Source organism: Allobosea sp. UNC402CLCol (assembly GCF_000745475.1).
Classification (GTDB): domain Bacteria; phylum Pseudomonadota; class Alphaproteobacteria; order Rhizobiales; family Beijerinckiaceae; genus Allobosea; species Allobosea spartocytisi.
On sequence record NZ_JQJJ01000015.1, the window covers coordinates 164,551 to 181,104 of the forward strand.

The 16,554-nt window shown below is 65.9% G+C and carries 11 protein-coding genes; all 11 read right to left on the minus strand.

Annotated elements, in window-relative coordinates; translation table 11 throughout:
- Positions 1–2 precede the first annotated feature (2 nt).
- A complete protein-coding gene (gene treY / locus GY40_RS20865) occupies positions 3–3,962 on the minus strand; it encodes a malto-oligosyltrehalose synthase (RefSeq protein WP_038366389.1) in 3,960 nt (1,319 codons plus the stop codon).
- On the minus strand, positions 3,959–5,761 hold the full coding sequence (gene treZ / locus GY40_RS20870; RefSeq protein ID WP_038366392.1) for a malto-oligosyltrehalose trehalohydrolase: 1,803 nt from the start codon (positions 5,759–5,761) through the stop codon (positions 3,959–3,961). The genes treY and treZ overlap by 4 nt, the downstream gene beginning before the upstream one ends.
- 204 nt (positions 5,762–5,965) lie before the next feature.
- The gene (locus tag GY40_RS27730) at positions 5,966–6,169 is read right to left on the minus strand and encodes a hypothetical protein (RefSeq protein WP_156116026.1); all 204 of its coding nucleotides are present in this window, start codon (positions 6,167–6,169) and stop codon (positions 5,966–5,968) included.
- 118 nt (positions 6,170–6,287) lie between these two features.
- The gene (locus tag GY40_RS20875) at positions 6,288–7,445 is read right to left on the minus strand and encodes a DSD1 family PLP-dependent enzyme (RefSeq protein ID WP_051988358.1); all 1,158 of its coding nucleotides are present in this window, start codon (positions 7,443–7,445) and stop codon (positions 6,288–6,290) included.
- A complete protein-coding gene (locus GY40_RS20880; RefSeq protein WP_038366395.1) occupies positions 7,442–9,184 on the minus strand; it encodes a hydantoinase B/oxoprolinase family protein in 1,743 nt (580 codons plus the stop codon). Before GY40_RS20880 ends, GY40_RS20875 begins: the two co-directional genes overlap by 4 nt.
- Positions 9,181–11,256, minus strand: a complete 2,076-nt coding sequence (locus GY40_RS20885) for a hydantoinase/oxoprolinase family protein (protein WP_038366398.1) — start codon at positions 11,254–11,256, stop codon at positions 9,181–9,183. Before GY40_RS20885 ends, GY40_RS20880 begins: the two co-directional genes overlap by 4 nt.
- Entirely contained in the window at positions 11,243–12,115 is an 873-nt protein-coding gene (locus tag GY40_RS20890; RefSeq protein ID WP_051988359.1) for an ATP-binding cassette domain-containing protein, read from the minus strand. Before GY40_RS20890 ends, GY40_RS20885 begins: the two co-directional genes overlap by 14 nt.
- Positions 12,112–13,077, minus strand: a complete 966-nt coding sequence (locus GY40_RS20895; protein WP_038366401.1) for an ABC transporter ATP-binding protein — start codon at positions 13,075–13,077, stop codon at positions 12,112–12,114. Before GY40_RS20895 ends, GY40_RS20890 begins: the two co-directional genes overlap by 4 nt.
- Complete coding sequence (locus GY40_RS20900) at positions 13,074–13,958, minus strand: ABC transporter permease (RefSeq protein ID WP_038366404.1); 885 nt, start codon at positions 13,956–13,958, stop codon at positions 13,074–13,076. Before GY40_RS20900 ends, GY40_RS20895 begins: the two co-directional genes overlap by 4 nt.
- Entirely contained in the window at positions 13,955–14,899 is a 945-nt protein-coding gene (locus GY40_RS20905; RefSeq protein ID WP_038366407.1) for an ABC transporter permease, read from the minus strand. The genes GY40_RS20900 and GY40_RS20905 overlap by 4 nt, the downstream gene beginning before the upstream one ends.
- A 12-nt stretch (positions 14,900–14,911) precedes the next feature.
- A complete protein-coding gene (locus tag GY40_RS20910; RefSeq protein ID WP_051988360.1) occupies positions 14,912–16,471 on the minus strand; it encodes an ABC transporter substrate-binding protein in 1,560 nt (519 codons plus the stop codon).
- Between the last annotated feature and the right edge of the window lie 83 nt (positions 16,472–16,554).

Below are 16,554 nucleotides of genomic sequence, written 5' to 3' on the forward strand. Positions count from 1 at the left end.
TGTTAGCCGCGCAGAACCGCGACCGGCAACTCGCCCAAAGCCTCGCCAAGGGTCGCGCCCTGGCGGTGGAACTTCCGCTCGTTGCCCCAGAGCACGTCTCGCCATGAACCTTCGAGCATCGGCAGCGTCGCGATCAATTGCGCACGATGAGCTTGTGCTTCGTCGAACCGTCCGCCACCGAGCCGCATCACGATGACGACCAAGCGCTGCGGCCCGTGGCGGCGCTCGAATGCCAGAACCGTGTTCTCCGCATGGCCCTCGATAACCAGGGGCCGGTACACTCCCTCAGCGTAAAGCCGGGGTACCTCGCGGCGGTCCGTCAATAGCGCTTGCACGATGCGCTGCTTCACGCGACCGTCCCGCCAGGTCGCCATCAGGTCTCCGACGTCGCCGGACTCGGCGATCGCACTTTGCGCACCGGCGTAGTCGACCGGACGGCGATTGTCGGGGTCGACAAGCGACAGGTCCCAGAATTCGGTCCCTTGATAGAAATCGGGCACGCCCGGCAAAGTCAGCTTGAGGACAGTGCGGGCAAGGCTCTTCACCATTCCGCGCGATGCCATCTCCTGAGCCAGCGCGCGGAAACGTTGAAGAAACGGGCTGCCCGGCGCCAAGGCGGCGCCGATCAATTCTTTCGCAGCCGCCTCATATTCGATTCGTGGATTGGTCCAGCTCGTATGTCGCTTCGCTTCGCGAAGTGCTTTCTCAGCCCATCCTTGCATTCTATCCCGGAATGCATCGAGTTCGTCCTGATCATCCTGATCGAGAAGCTCCATCGGCCATGCGGCGAGCAGCTGCTGAAGGATCAGGTGCCGATCATTCGGGTCGGGGCCGGCCGCTGAACCGCGTTTGCTGCTGATCGACTGCCAATCGTTGGCCGCCTGCGTCCACTCCGACGGCATCTCGCTGAGCGCCAGGAGGCGCGCGCGTGCATCCTCGCCACGCTTTGTGTCGTGTGTCGCGGTGGCGATCATCGCATTCGGCCATGACTTCTGGCGTTTGATGTTTGCGGCATGGAACGCTTCGGCAGAGAATCCAAAGGCGCTGGGCTCCCCGCCGACCTCGTTCAAGGCAAGCAGTGGCACACGCCGATAGAAAAGCGTGTCCTCGACGCTTTTGGCAGTCACCGGCCCTGTCAGCTGCTGGAAGCGACGTCTAAATCGACCGATGTGATCTGCGAGGAGACTATCCCCTTTGGCTTGACGATCGCCGAGGAGCGTCTCCGCGATGAAAGCGTGAACAGTATGGTCTGGCAGCGCACTACGGGCGACCGATGCCGCAACAGTCTCTTCGATCAACTCCCTATCGTCGGGCGAGGCTTCGATGCCGACATAGCTCCGATAAACCGGGAACTCGACGATGATCTCCGTAAGCGCCCGGCGCATGGCGTTGATCGTGTAGTCTCGCGTGCGCCTGTCGCACGCGGCGATCCGAGCGAGGTCGGAGGCGACGACTTCGAGCTCGCTCGCAAAGCTGCCTTCCAATACTTCGCGCTTTGCCCCCCGCAGAGCGTCTCCATACGCCTGCTGCGGGCCGGCGGCTTGCGCGTAGGCCTCCTCTATGGCCGTGGCGGCGGACTGGTCGACCAGCGCACCATCGAGCAGATTCAGCACATCGTAGCCGGTTGTGCCGGACATCGGCCAACCCCGCAGCCTTTCGCCATGCCCAAGGATCTTCTCCGCGACGACATAGAAGCCCGGCCCCACTCGCGCCTGCAGGGCCCGTAGGTAGCCCTCGGGATCAGCCAGCCCATCAATGTGGTCGATGCGCAGCCCTTGAACGCGGCCCGCCGCGACGAGATCGAGGATCAGGCCGTGCGTCCTGTCGAAGACTGCAGGCTCTTCAACGCGAACGCCGGCCAACGTGTTGATGTCGAAAAAGCGTCGGTAGTTGATCTCGCTTGCTGCGACGCGCCAATAGGCCAATCGGTAGCTCTGCAGCTCCAGTAGCCGGTGCAGCGTGTCGAAGCTTTCCTCGATGCCGCAAGTGCCGTTGATGAGTTCCAGGGCTCGCGCGACCGCTTGGCCGAGGGCGTCCGATACGGTAAACGCCGCGGATAGCCGGCGTTTGAGAGCTTCGCACTCCTCAATCAGTGCCTCAGGGGCGATGGACCGTTCACTCTCGAAGAGAAATCTGAGACGCGCCGAGATCGCCAGCACCTCGCGGAAAGATGGTTCCGACACATCGACCGCCATAAGGATGCGATCCAGTACGATCGGGTAGGTGAGCGGGTTGACGGGAAAACGATGCTCGAAATGGCGTATGCTGAAGCCGCCCTGCTCGGCATCGAACGTCAGCCCGAGTTCGCCTTCCTCCAAGGCTTCGCCATATCGTTTCGCGAGGAACGGCAGGATCAGCTTTCCGTCCGCTCCCAGCCTGTCCCAGTCGATGTCGAAGGCGATCGCGTGCGGGGAGAGCCGGCCCCACTCGATCACCGACAGCCACCACGCGTTGTCCTCGCCGCCGATCCCCATGTGGTTGGGAACGATATCGAGCAGCAGACCGAGGCCATGCCTCTTCAGCGCGTCGGAGAAGCGCAGAAAGCCGTCCATGCCGCCGAGTTCTGGGTTGATCTCGGCGTGGTCGACGATGTCGTAGCCATGTGTCGAGCCAGGCCGGGCCTTCTGGATCGGGGACGCATAGACATGGCTGATCCCCAGCCGATCCAGATAGGGCAGGATCGGTATCGCGTCGTCGAACGTGAATCCGGCATGGAACTGCAGGCGATATGTGGCCCGCGGGGGCGGCGCCGCCAGCGCCATTCCGCCATGTCGCCGGCCGGTCCGGCCTTCGTCGGCAAGGTCGCGGAACAGCCCGATCCCCATCCCCGCTTTCCGGGCCGCATGTTGGGCGTCGCCAAGCTGGCGGCCCGCCTGCCATTGCAGCCAGGCGTGGAAATCGATCCTGTCGCGATGCGATGTCGTAAACTGGTCGACGGCTTCGCTCTCCGCGTCGCGGAAGGCGTCGGGCCATTCGCCGACCGAGGACGCCCCAGCAGCGGCGAAATGCTCCGACAGCGCCTCGAAGGTCGCGTGCATCACCAGGTCTTTTCCGGCAGCGGCCTGGAACTCTGCGAAATCGCGATCCCCGGCTCGCCAAACGGATTCCAGAAGCGGCAGCTTGGCCCGCCAGCTGCCCGCACAGTCAACGAGCACGGCGTCGCGCAACGTGGCAATTGAGGCCTGCGCCTCAGCCTCCCCCCACAGCGCCGGCGCCCCACTTTCGGCAACCTTGGGGATTCGGCTCGGTTCCAGCAGTTGTGCGTCGAGGAAGCGTCGCGAGGACGGGGAGTAAGGAGAGATTTTCGTGAGCTCCGCAGTGAATAACGCATGGACCGGATTCAACCCCAGAAAATCGGCGCCCAGTTCTGCCGCACCCTCCGCCAGGTCGGAGAGGTCGCCGTAGCCGCCAATCCCGAAATTGTCCGGCGAGCGGAGCGAATAGACCTGCGCCGTCACGCCCCATCGCTTGGCCCCGCCGGTCACCGATGTGGGCTCATAGCATCGCGGCGGCGCCGGCGCGCTGATGAGCAGGCTCTCGCATGCGGTGGCACCCGAAGCGACACGCAATTGCCAGTAGCCGGTCGGCAGCGCCGGCAGGACCAGATGCCGCCCGGAGCGATCCGACTGGATGCGTCCCCTGCCCGCACGAGCGCCGCCGGTCTCGTCGGTCAGCACGGAATCGATCGTATCCGGCACCTCCTGGCCAAACCACGGCACCCGCGCGGTTAGGCCTGTGCTCACGACGCAAAACGGCGACAAGGGTGATGCCCGCCGCCGCTCGAAGCAGGCTAAGGCTTCGCGCGCTCGCGCTTCCGTATCGACTTCGATGCCGAGTCCACGCAGCACCGCCCGGCGCGCCTGTAGCGGGGTCTCGACACGGGCGCCCGCGGCGTCGATGTAGGATGTTGCGATTCCGGCCAGATCAGCCAGTTTTGCAAGTCTCGCATCGTGCGAACTCATAGCACCCTCGCCAGCATCACCCCAGTCCAGGGCGGCAGTCCGATAGCCGCCGCATGGTGCGCGTTTTCGCCCGGCCAGATCGGATGCTCGCCCTGCGCAACGTCGTATGCGAAGGAATCGCTCCCGAAATTGGCGATGAACCGCAGACTGCCGCCAGCAAAATGCCAGGTCACCTCAAGCACGTCCGGTGTAGGTCTTGACCATCGCGCACCTTCGAAAGCGCTCTTGGTCAACGGCACGACCACCTCGCGGCGGATGCGCAGAAGGTCGCGCGTCCGGGCTAGCGCTTCGCTATGGGGCCTGCGGCTGGCCTCGCTCCAGTCGAGCGAGGAGACCTGCAGGGTATCGGATGCCGTTGGGTCAGGAATGCGCTCCTGTGCCGTCTCGTCCTTGAAGCGCCCGAAGCTTCCGAACTCACGCCGGCGCCCCTCTCGGACGGCCTTGGAAAGTTCCTCGTCCGGAAAATCCACAAAGTACTGGAAAGGAGCGCTCGCGCCCCACTCCTCGCCCATGAAGAGGAGCGGGATCTGCGGGCTAAGCAGCAAACAGGCGCGTGCCAACGCCAGCCTGTTCGGATCGGCAAGATGGCCAAGCCGCTCTCCGAAGGCCCGGTTGCCGATCTGGTCATGGTTCTGGAGAAACGCGACAAAGGCCGACGGAGGGAGGTGGGCGGAGGGCTCGCCGCGCGGCTTGCCCTCATGGACCGACATCTCGCCCTGATAGGCGAAGCCTTCCGCGAGGCAGCGTCCAAGGTGAGCGATCGGATCGGCGTAATCGGCGTAATATCCATCATACTCGCCGGTCAGCAGGCGATGCCAAGCGTGGTGCAGGTCGTCGGCCCACTGCGCGGTGTGCAGGCTAGGTACCCCCCTGGCGCGGCCGAGCCATCTGGCCCCGTTATCGGCATTCTCCAGGATGAGATGGACCTGCCGTTGGCCTGAGGCCGACCTTATCCTCTCCGCGAGTTCGGCGATAAAATGCTTGCTGCTGTCATCCGCGATGGCATGCACGGCGTCGAAGCGGAGGCCATCGAAATGGTACTCCTCCAGCCAGTAGAGCGCGTTGTGGACGAAGAAATCGCGGACGGTCTCTGCGCCGAGGCCGTCATAGTTGATGCCGGCGCCCCACAGCGTCTGGTGCCTGTCCGTAAAGAATGCGCCAGCGTAGGCCGGCAGGTAGTTTCCGGACGGTCCGAAGTGGTTGTAGACGACATCGAGGATCATCATGAGTCCAAGGCCATGGGCCCGGTCCACCAGCGCCTTGAGATCGTCCGGCGTTCCGTAGGCGTGATCCGGCGCGAAATGGAGCACGCCGTCGTAACCCCAGTTCCGCTTGCCCGGGAAATCCGCGAGCGGCATCAGCTCGATCGCGGTGAATCCAAGATCGCGCAACAGTTCAAGCTTTTCGGCAAACGCGGCGAAGGTTCCTTCGGGCGTAACGCTGCCCATGTGAGCTTCGTAGATCACCGCCTCTTCCCAGGGGCGCCCCTTCCAATCGCCGTCCGCCCAGCCGTAGGCCTCCGGATCGACAACCAGGCTCGGTCCCTCGACATCTTCGGGCTGGAACCGCGATGCCGGGTCGGGCACGAGCAGATCCTCCCGCACGCGAAATCGATATCGCTGGCCTGCCGCGGCTCCTTGGAGGACGTGCCGGTGCCAACCTCCTTCGGCTTCCTCCATGTCGAACTCGCCCTGCGGCGTCCAGAGGCGCACCTTGGGAGCGGACGGCGCCCAAAGGCGGAATTCTACTCCGTTCCGCAGAACGCGGGGGCCGAAAGGCATTTCGTGAGATCGTCGCATGTCGTGTCCCAGGTCGCAGGCGACCGGTCAACGATTTCGGCAGCCAATGAGTTTCCATGGCTTTCCGAAATGCCGTGACCGTACAATTGGGACCTTCAGGAAGCGACATGGTTGGCCGAGGGCTCAGGTCAGTCACCGGCCCGGAAACAGTTGTGACACCATCATGAGCAGGCGAGCCGCGGCTTTTGTCGTGAGTTGGGCGGATCAGACCGTTCCGGAAATCGAACTGGCATTCACCGCGGTGAGCGCATCGGATTTGGCGCGAAGGTGCAATACCGTGCGGCCTTCGCCATGGGGCGCGGCTACACTTAGGAAAAGGCCGGGACGTTCAATGAGCGAAACGGCATCCCGGTTACGGACGTAGAAACTTGGATCGGTGCGAACCTGACATAGCTCGAGAAACGCCATGTCGGCTGAGGTTGATTCCGGTCCTGACGCCGCTGAGCAGCGAAGGTCCGCTTTCTGGCGGAGATCCAAGTTCCGCTTCTGGCGCGTTTCTCGCTTCGCAGCCTATTTGACGCGCCGCTTAATCAGCGCGGCCCCGCGCCTCGACCGGCCATTGCGCCACGAGATCGGCGCCGCGCACGACATGCAGGATGTCGTGCAGGTTGATCGTCGGATCGCAATGCGGGACCGTGCATTCGACCACCGTACCAATCGGCAACGCAGATTGTCCTTCCGACGGAAGGACGCGGCCGAATTCGTCGCCGCACCATTCGATCCGCCCAACCAGCTCGCCAATCCGGAAGACACGGGGCGGCGGGCCGTCGAGCGCAAAGCTCTTGCTGCCGCCATCGGTGATGGCGAAGCCGAGCGAGCTGTGCCCGATCACGGTGACGGCGATGCGCAGCGCCGGCTTGAATTCCGGCCCGCCCCGGCCATGCATGTCGACGCTGTCATAGGCCTCGTCCATGAAGACGTAGGAGCCGGCCTGGATCTCGGTTAGCAACCGGTCCTCGCCGTCGAGGAGATGGCTGCCGGTGCCGCCGCCCGAGACGATCTCCGGCGCGAAGCCGGCCACGCGTAACGCCTCGATCATGGCGGCGAGCAGCCGGCCAATCTCCTGGTTGGCGATGCGGCGCGCGGCGAAGTCGTCGATATGCTGGACGCGGCCCTGATAGGCCTGGACGCCGCGATAGCGCAACCCGTCCAGCCCGGAAACGAGCCTCGCCAGCTCGACCGCCTCGGCCGGCGTCGCGACGCCGCTGCGCCTCAGCCCGACATCGAGATCGACCAGCACGTCGAAGGCCGCGCCGTGTCGCTGCGCCGCCTGCGCATAGGCGGTGGTGAGATCAGCCCGGTCGACCACGACGCCGATGCGCCCGCCCGCCGCCGCGGCGCGCGCCAGTGCGTCGATCTTCGCCGGACTGGCGATCGGCGCGCTGAGCAGGAGATCGCGCACTCCGCCCTCGAACAGCGCCAGCAATTCGCCCGGCTTGGCGCAGCAATTGCCGAGCGCCCCCGCTGCCATCTGCCGGTGGGTGATCTCGGCGCATTTATGCGATTTGGCATGCGGCCTGAGGCTTAGCCCGGTCTTGCGGCAGGTTTCCGCCATCAGCGCGATATTGTGCTCGAACAGATCGAGATCGAGCACGGCTGCCGGCGTCTCCAGCCGCGCCCGGCTGCCCGGCTCGCCGACGAGCTTTGCGTTAAGGGCCGCCGAACCGGACATGACCTTGCTCATGTCCTTGCCTCCGCAAGCTCGGCCCGCCGACGCATGGTGGCTGCCTGATCGATCGTTGCGCCATCGGCAGCGAAGACCACGCCGTAATCGCGGGATGCGCCTGCCGCCGTGACCTTGCCTTCGCGCAGATCATCCTCGATGCGGATGGGATCGCGTTGCAGCGCATCGCCATAGCCGCCACCGCCGGCGCCGATCAGGCGAAAGACATCGCCGGCACGGGCGTTGAAGCTCTCCATAGGCATGGTCGGCAGGCCCTGCTCCGTGCCGTCGGCGCGGAGCAGGATGTGAGCGGAAGGCGCTCCAGGGCTGCCGCCCTCCAAGCCAAAGGGCGGGTGGTCGCGCCGGTCGCCGCGCAGCACGAAGGCGACCGGCGCGAGGAAGCGGAACTCGCGGATGAGCGAGAGCCCGCCACGGTACTGGCCCGGCCCGCCGGTGTCGGGCACCAGGCCGTAGCGCAGCACCTCGACCGGCATGTCGGCCTCGATCATCTCGACCGGCTGGTTGGAGAGATTGGCGGCAGGATTGGAGATGCCCTCGATACCGTCCTTGCCGGCCCGCGCCCCCCAGGTGCCGACCACCATCTCGTTGAGCACGAAGGGCCGGCCTTCATGCGTGCCGCCGGCCGCGAGGAGATACGGCCCCCCCTCGGAGCCGCCCATGGCCCGCTCCGGCACGATCTGGGCGAGCGCCTGCATGATCGCATCGAAGACGCGATAGCCGACGACGCCGCGCGCCCCGCAGGCAGCCGGATAACGCGGATTGACGAGGCAGCCCTCCGGCGCCCTGACCGTGATCGGCCGCAGATATCCCTCGCAATTCGGAATGTCCTGCTGCGACAGGCAGCGTATCGCGCAGAAGGAAGCCGATTCCGGCAGCGAGATCGGGCAGTTGATCGATGCCGCGACCTGATCGGCCGTGCCGGCGAAATCGATGTCGATCGTATCGTCGGCGACGGTGACGGTCGCAACGATCGGCAGCGGCTGTGGGTTCTCGCCGACGCCGTCGATATAGTCCGTGGCGCGATAGACACCGTTCGGCAGAGCGCGGATCACGTCGCGCATCATCGCCTCGGCATGGTCATGCAGCGCGTCGATATATGCGTCGAGCTCCTGCGCGCCGTAGCGGCCGATCAGGGTCTTCATGCCCTCCTCCGCGACATTGCAGGCGGCGATCTGGGCGCGGATATCGCCGAGCACCTCGACCGGCGAGCGTGTGTTCGCCTCGAGGATGCGGAAGACGGCCTCGACCGGCTCGCCGGCCTCGTAGAGCTTGAGCAGCGGCAGACGCAGGCCTTCCTGCTGGATCTCGGTCGCGTAGATCGCGACGCTGCCCGGCACGATGCCCCCGAGATCGGTGTGATGCGCCACCGTCGCGGCGAAGCCTGAGAGCCGGCCGTCTACAAAGATCGTCTTCAGGATGTAGATATCCGGCAAATGCTGACCGCCGGAGCCATAGGGGTCGTTGGCGATCAGCACGTCGCCGGGCTTCAGCGTCTCGCCATAGCGCTCTTTGACGAATCCCATGATCCGCGGGAAGGAGCAGAGCTGGATCGGCAGAGTCAGCCCCTGCGCGATCACCCGGCCCTTCGCGTCGCAGAGTGCGGTCGAATAATCCATGATGTCGCGGACAACAGGAGAATAGGCGCTCCGCATGACGATCAGCGCCATCTCATCCGCGGTCGAGGCTAGCGCATTGCGGATCACCTCCAGGGTGATCGGGTCGATTGCCTGCGCGCTCATGCGGCCTCCAGGGCGATGTCGATATTGCCGGCCTCGTCGAGCCTGGCGCTCTGGCCGGGGCCGACGACGCAGGTGCAGTCGTATTCCTCGATGACGAAGGGCCCGCGCCGCGCCGTGGTATCAAGATTGGCCCGGCCGATCACGGCGATCGCGGCCGCCGACCCGCTGGCGTTGAACGAGACAATCCGATCGGTCCGGCGCATCGGCGCCTCCACCGCGAATTGCTGGCGCGGCGCGATCAGCGGCAGACGCGCCGTCAGGCGGGCATTGACGAGATGCACCGAATCCTTCTGCGAGCGATGGCCATAGGTCCGCTCGTGCTCGCGATGGAATAGCTCGCCCAGCTCTGCGATGTCGAAGCGCCTCGCCGGCACGGTCAGTTCATAGGCCTGGCCGACATATCGCAGGTCGGCAGCATAGCGGAATTCGGCCTGCGCCAAATCATAGCCTTCCAGCGCGAGGATGCGGCGGGCATGGGCGCCGAGCTCGGCGAAGAGCTGCTCCAGCCCGGCATCGTCGAGCTCGCCCGCCCGTCGGCGCGACGGCCGCACAAATTCCTGCTCGACATCGCAGCGCAGCAGGCCTAGGGCGCTGAAGACGCCGGCGGCACGCGGGACGATGACGCGGCGGATGCCGAGCGCGCGCGCGACCTCGGCCGCGACCACCGGGCCGTTGCCGCCGAAGGCGACCAGTGTCGCCTGGCGCGGGTCGCGCCCGCGATAGGTCGAGACCGCCTTGACCGCCCGCGTCATCGTGGTGACCGCCAGCGTCAACACGCCGCGCGCTGTCTGCTGGAGATCGAGCCCGAGCGGGCACGCGACCTGGTCGTTCAGCGCGGCACGGCCGGCATCGGCCTTGAGCGGGAAGCTGCCGCCAGCGAGTGCGACATCGTTGATGTAGCCAAGCGTCAGGAAAACGTCCGTCAGCGTCGCCTGCGTTCCGCCGAGGCCATAGCAGACCGGTCCCGGCCACGCGCCGGCGCTCTGCGGGCCGACCGAGACCTGGTTCATCCGGTCGATCGCGACGATGCTGCCGCCGCCTGCGCCGATCTCGGAGACGTCGATGAAGGGCATCTTGATCGGATAGCCGCCGCCCTTGACCAGCTTGCTCGACAGATTGATGCCGGCCCCGACCTCGTATTCGGTGGTGCGCGCCGGCTCGCCATGCTCGATCAGCGCTGCCTTGGCGGTGGTGCCGCCCATGTCGAAGGAGATGATGCTGGGCTCGTCGCCGCCCGAGACTAGTCGCGCGCAGGCGATGACGCCAGCAGCCGGACCGGATTCAACCAGCGAAGCGGCACGCTTCACCGCCGAGCCCAGGCGCATGATGCCGCCACCGGAATGCATCATCTCGACCTGGCAGGTGACGCCGATCGAGGCGAGCCGCGCCGTCAGGGCGCTGGCATAGTTGCGCACGACCGGGCCGATATAGGCGTTCACCACCACGGTCGAGGTGCGCTCGTATTCGCGGATCTCCGGCAGGATTTCCGAGCCCCGGCAGATATAGACGCCGTCGCCGAGCTCGGCGCGCAGGATCTCCTCAGCCTCGATTTCGTGCTGCGGATTGGCGTAGGCGTGCAGGAAGCTGATCGCCACGGCTTCGACGCCTTCCTCGCGGAAGCGCTGCGCCGCCCCGACGACATCCTCCCGCGAGAGCGGCACGCGGACGGAACCGTCGGGGCCGAGCCGCTCATTGACCTCGAGGCGCAGGCGCCGCGCCGCAAGTGGCTTCGGCTTGTCGTATTGCAGGTCGTAAAGCACCGGGATGCGCAGGCGGCGCATCTCGAGCACGTCGCGGAAGCCGGCGGTGGTCAGGAGGCCGGTGCGGGCGCCCTTGTATTCGAGGATAGCGTTGGTCGCGACCGTCGTCGCATGAACGATGCCGGTGATGCGGTCGGGCGTGGTCTGGTAGTCTTCGACCAGCGCCTTCAGCGCCTGCGCGATGCCGCGGCTGTAATCGTCCGGGGTCGAGGGCACCTTGCGGGTCTCGATCAGCCCATCGTCGCGCGCGACCACAACATCGGTGAAAGTGCCGCCGATGTCGATGCCGATCCGGTAGCTATGCTGCGCCATGGATGTCTTCCCTGGTTTCTGGAGCCACCGCGTCGGCACGGACAGGCAAAGGCGTGCGCCGGCCGGCGAGGCCTTTCGGGACGGCGGCGATGAAGGCTTGGGTGTAGGGGTGCTGCGGCCGGTCGAGCACATCGAGGCAGGGCCCCTGCTCGACGATCGTCCCTTTCCGCATCACGACGATGCGGCTGCACAGCGTGCGCACCAGGGCGAGATCGTGGCTGATGAAGAGCAGGGTCAGGCCGAGCTCGCGGGTCAAACGCGACAGCAGGTTGATCACCTGTGCCTGCAGGGAAACGTCGAGCGCCGAAACCGGCTCGTCGGCGATCAGCACCTCCGGCTTCATCGCCAGGGCCCGCGCCAGGCCGACGCGCTGGCGCTGCCCGCCGGAGAGTTCATGCGGCAAGCGCGGCCCGATCTCGGGGCCGAGCCCGACCCGCGTCAGCAAGTCTGCGATCTCATTCTGGCGCTGCCCCGCGGGCACGCCACGTAATGCCAACGTCTCGCCGAGGCAGCGCGCCACGCTCTTGCGCGGGTTCAGCGCGCTGCTCGAATCCTGGAAGACCATCTGGACGCGCCGACGCCACGGCCCGGCGTGATCGCGCATCAGCTCGGCCATCGACTGACCATCGAACAAGACCTCCCCCGAGGTCGGCCGCGCCAGCCCGACCGCGAGGCCGGCCAGCGTCGACTTGCCCGAGCCGCTCTCGCCGACGATGCCAACGACATCGCCGCGCATGACGTCGAGACTGACATCGTCGAGCGCGACGAGCCGGCTGTCGCGCCCGAGCAGACGGTCGAACAGCCCGCCTTGCGGGAAGGATTTGGAGACGCAGCGAAGGGAGAGGATCGGGCCGGTCATCGCGGCCTCCAGCAGGCGGTGCGATGACCGGCTTCGGCGATCAGAGCCGGCATTTCGCTGGTACAGGGCTCGATGACGTGGGGACACCGCGGCGAGAACGGGCAACCGGCCGGCAACCGGCCGAGCCGCGGCGGCGCGCCCTCAATCGCGGTGAGTGGGCCGACCGGGCCGAAAAGGCTCGGGACGCAGGCCTTGAGCAGGATGGTATAGGGATGGCGCGGCGCGCGTTCGATCGCCTCGACCGGCCCGTCCTCGACGACCTTGCCACCATACATCACCACGACGCGGTCGACGATCTCGGCGACAAGCTGGAGATTGTGCGAGATGAAGACGATGGTGAGGCCGAGCTCGCGGCGCAGTTCCGCGATCAGGTCGACGATCTGGGCTTGGACGGTAACGTCGAGCGCCGTGGTCGGCTCGTCGGCGATCAGCAGACGCGGGCGGCAGGCGATCGCCATGGCAATCAGAGCGCGCTGGCGCATGCCGCCGGAGAATTCGTGCGGATAAGAAGCGAGGCGCCGGCCGGCATCGCGGATGCCGACGCGCTCGAGCGCCTCCGCCGCGATGCGCCGGGCCTCGGCTGACGAGACGCCGCGATGCTCACGAACCACGTCGGTGATCTGCCGGCCGATGGTCAGCGCCGGATTGAGCGAGCTCTGCGGATCCTGGAAGACCATGGCGATATCGCGCCCGCGAAGCGCCCGCATACGCTTTTCATCAGCAGCGAGCAGGTCCTCGCCGTCGAAGAGCACTCGCCCGCCAGTGACGCGAGCCGGCGTGCCGAGGAGTCGCATCGCCGCTAGCATGCTGAGGCTCTTGCCCGAGCCGGATTCGCCAACGATGCCGACGGCCTCGCCCGCCGCGACGGAAAAGTCGACCCCGCGTACCGCCTCGACCACGCCGCCGCCGGCCGAACGGAAGCCGACGCGCAGGCCCTCGACGCTGAGCAGTGCCCGGCTCATGCGACCAGCGTCCTGGCTTCGCTGCGCGGGTCGAAGAGTTCGCGCACCGCGTCGCCCAGAAGATTGAAGCCGATCACGGTCAGCGAGATGGCGAGGCCCGGGAAGACCGGCAGCCACCATTCGCCGGAATAGATCGCGCTGCGGGCATCTGAGAGCATGGTGCCCCAGCTCGGCTGCGGCGGCTGCACGCCGAGGCCGACGAAGCTGATCGAGGCCTCGATGACGATGCCGATCGCGACCAGCAGCGTGCCCTGCACGATGATCGGCGACAGACAGTTCGGCACTACGTCGCCACTGACGATCTGCCAGTGCGAGGCGCCCTGCAGGAAGCGAGCCCGGACATAGTCGGCCCCGGCGATACGCTTGGCCACCGCATAGGTGACGCGGGCGAAGACGGGCGAGAACAGGCAGCCGACCAGGACGACGATCTTGACCTCGTTTGGCAAGAGCAGCGGCCCGATCGGCAATGGCCCGACACCGAGAATGCCGACGATCGCGATCGCCCAGACCAGCAGTGGGATCGAGGCGACGCCATCGACGATGCGCATCACGATTTGCTCGCCGAGCCCGCCCTTGTAGGCGGCGAAGACCCCGGCGGAGACGCCGATGGCTGCACCGATGAGCACCGCGCCGATTCCGACCGACAGCGAGGCGCGCGCGCCGAACAGGATCCGGCTCAGTACGTCGCGGCCGCCCTGATCGGTCCCGAGCCAGTGCGCGGCGTCGGGCGCGGCCAGCCTGGCCTCTATATTGAGCGCGAGCGGGTCGTAAGGCGCGATCAGCGGCGCGAAGATCGCGGCCAGCACGATCAGCCCGACGATGCCGGCTCCGAGCCAGCCGCTCCAGTCGAGGCCATGGAAGGCTTTGCGCAGATTGCTCACGCCGCGGCCCTCTGGCGCGGGTCGAGTACGCGGTTGACCAGGTCGGCACCGAGATTAGCTAAGACGAAGATCGCGGTGAACAGGAAGACGATGCCCTGCAGCAAGAGGAAATCGCGCTGCGAGATTGCGTTCAGCAGCGCGCGTGACAGGCCGGGGATGTTGAAGACCTGCTCGATGATCAGCGCCCAGCCGAACATGTAGCCGAAGGAGAGCGCCGCGAGATTGACGACCGGCGGCAGCGCGTTGACCAGCGCGTAGAACACGACATGCCGAGAGGAGAGGCCCATGGCGCGGGCGGTGCGGACATAGTCGCCGCGCAAGGTTTCCTGCAGGCTCGCCTGCGTCATCCGTGCCAGTACGGCGATGTAATAGACCGCGAGCGAGAGCGAGGGCATCAGGATGCTCTGGAGGTGCAGCGACAGTCCGGCGGAGAGCGGAAAATAACCGCCCGGCGGCAACAGGCGCAGGTCGACAGCGAGAAAGCGGATCAGCACGATGCCGAGCCAGAAGGCCGGGATCGACAGGCCGAGCACCGAGGCAAAGCGGCTGATCCGGTCGAAGGCGCCGCCCGGCTTGAGCGCCGACAACACGCCGATGCCGATGCCGAAGATCAATGCGATCAGGAAGGCGAAGAACACGATCGCCAGCGTCACCGGCAACGCGTTGGCGATCTCGCTCGCGACGTCGCGGCCGGTGACGAAGGACTTGCCGAAATCCCCGCGCAGGACGTCGCCGAGCCAGGCGGCGTATTGCGAAAGGAAGGGCCGGTCGAGGCCATGCGCCTGCTCGAACTGCGCGATCTGCTCTGTCGTGGCGTCGGCCCCGAGCACGATCCGAGCCGGGGAGCCCGGACCGGAGCGCGTCAGCGCAAACAGCGCGAGGCCGACGAAGAGCAGCGTGCCGATCGAGGAGAGGATGCGACCTGCGATGAGGCGGAACATTGCGTGCTCGTTTCAGACCTTGATCTCGCCTGGCGCGATGGTAAGGCCCTGATTGACCTTCACATCCTGCACCGCCTGCCGCCAGAGATTGGAGGCGTGGACATAGCCGAGCACGCCGAGCGGCGCGTCGCGTGCGGCGAGCGCCTGCAGCTTGCCATAGGCTTCCTTGAGCTTGGCTTCCTCCGTCTCGGCGAAGGCAGCCGCGAGCGTCTGGTTGAACTCCGGATTGTTGTAGCCGGTACTCTTGGACAGGACCTGCTCAGGCGTCAGGCAGACCTGCATGATGTAGCTCGGCTCGCCCGGCGACATGAAGACCTGCAGCGCCGCCTGGTGCTCGCCGCGGATCGCCTGCTGGATCAGCACCGAGAACTCGTAAACCTTGAGGTTGACCTTGATGCCAATCTTGGCGAGCTGGGCCTGCACGAAGATCGCCGCATCCTTGGTGTCGAGCAGATAGGGCTCGGCCTGGATACTGAGGTCGAATTCGGCACCGGTGGCGTATTTCGACCTGGCGAGCAAGGCCTTGGCCTTGTCGAGATCGAAGCCGAGTTCCTTGTCCGCCTCGGCGTTGAACCACCAGCCGCGTGCCGGCGCCGGCACGGAGGAAGGATCGAGCAGCCCGTAATAGACCTTCTCCCCAATCGTCTTGCGGTCGATCGCGGCGGAGACCGCCTTGCGGAAGTTCACGTCGTCGAAGGGGGCTTTCAGGTTGTTGGTGTACATCAACAGCGCGCCACCCAGCGTCGGGCGCGAGGCGCCGGTGATGCCCGGCATCGTCTTCAGCCGGTTGAACTCGCGCGGCGGCGGCGCACTGATGAGATCGACCTGGCCGGTCAGCAGATAGGCGACGCGGGTCGCGTCCTCCGGGATCATCTTGACAACGAGCCGATCCCAATGCGGCAGGCCCTTACGCCAGTAGTTCGGGTTCTTCTTGAAGCTGATATAGTCGTTCGGCTTCCACTCCTCGAAGACGCCGAAGCCGGTGCCGACGCCGGCGGGACGCGACTTGAAATAGTCGTCGCCATGCTCCTTGCGCGAGCCGGACGGGTAGATGCCCATGTATTTCGTCAGGAAGTAGAGCCAGGGGCCATACGGCTCCGACAGCTCGAACTGGATCTTGAGCGGATCCAGCACCGTGACCTTGGTGATGCGGGTGAAGAGCGAGCGGCGCGCCGCCTTGTTGGCGGGGTCGAGCATGTATTCGAAGGAGTATTTCACATCCTCCGCCGTCATCTTCTCGCCGTTGTGAAAGGTGACGTCGTCGCGCAGGTCGAAAGTGTAGGTCTTCTTGTCGGCCGAGATCACCGGCAGAGCCTTGGCGAGCTGCGGCTTCAGCACGCCGTCGACATCGTACTCGACCAGGTTCTCGAACACGGTCTGGCCGAGCACCATGGCGTCGTGATTGAGCTGGTTTATCGGATCGATGGTGATCGGATTGCTCGGCAGGACGATGGTCAGCGTCTTGCCGTTGTTCGGTTGAGCGTGGAGCAGGCTCGCTGGCAAGAGGCCGCCAAGAGCGCCGCCTGCTGCAGCGGCGAGAAACGCACGGCGATGTGTCGGCACGGTCAGCATCGGAATTCCCCTCTTTTATAGCAATGCCTTGGCGGCGCCGGAGACCGGCGCCGCGCCGAACCAGGGAAAGCTAGAGCGCTGAG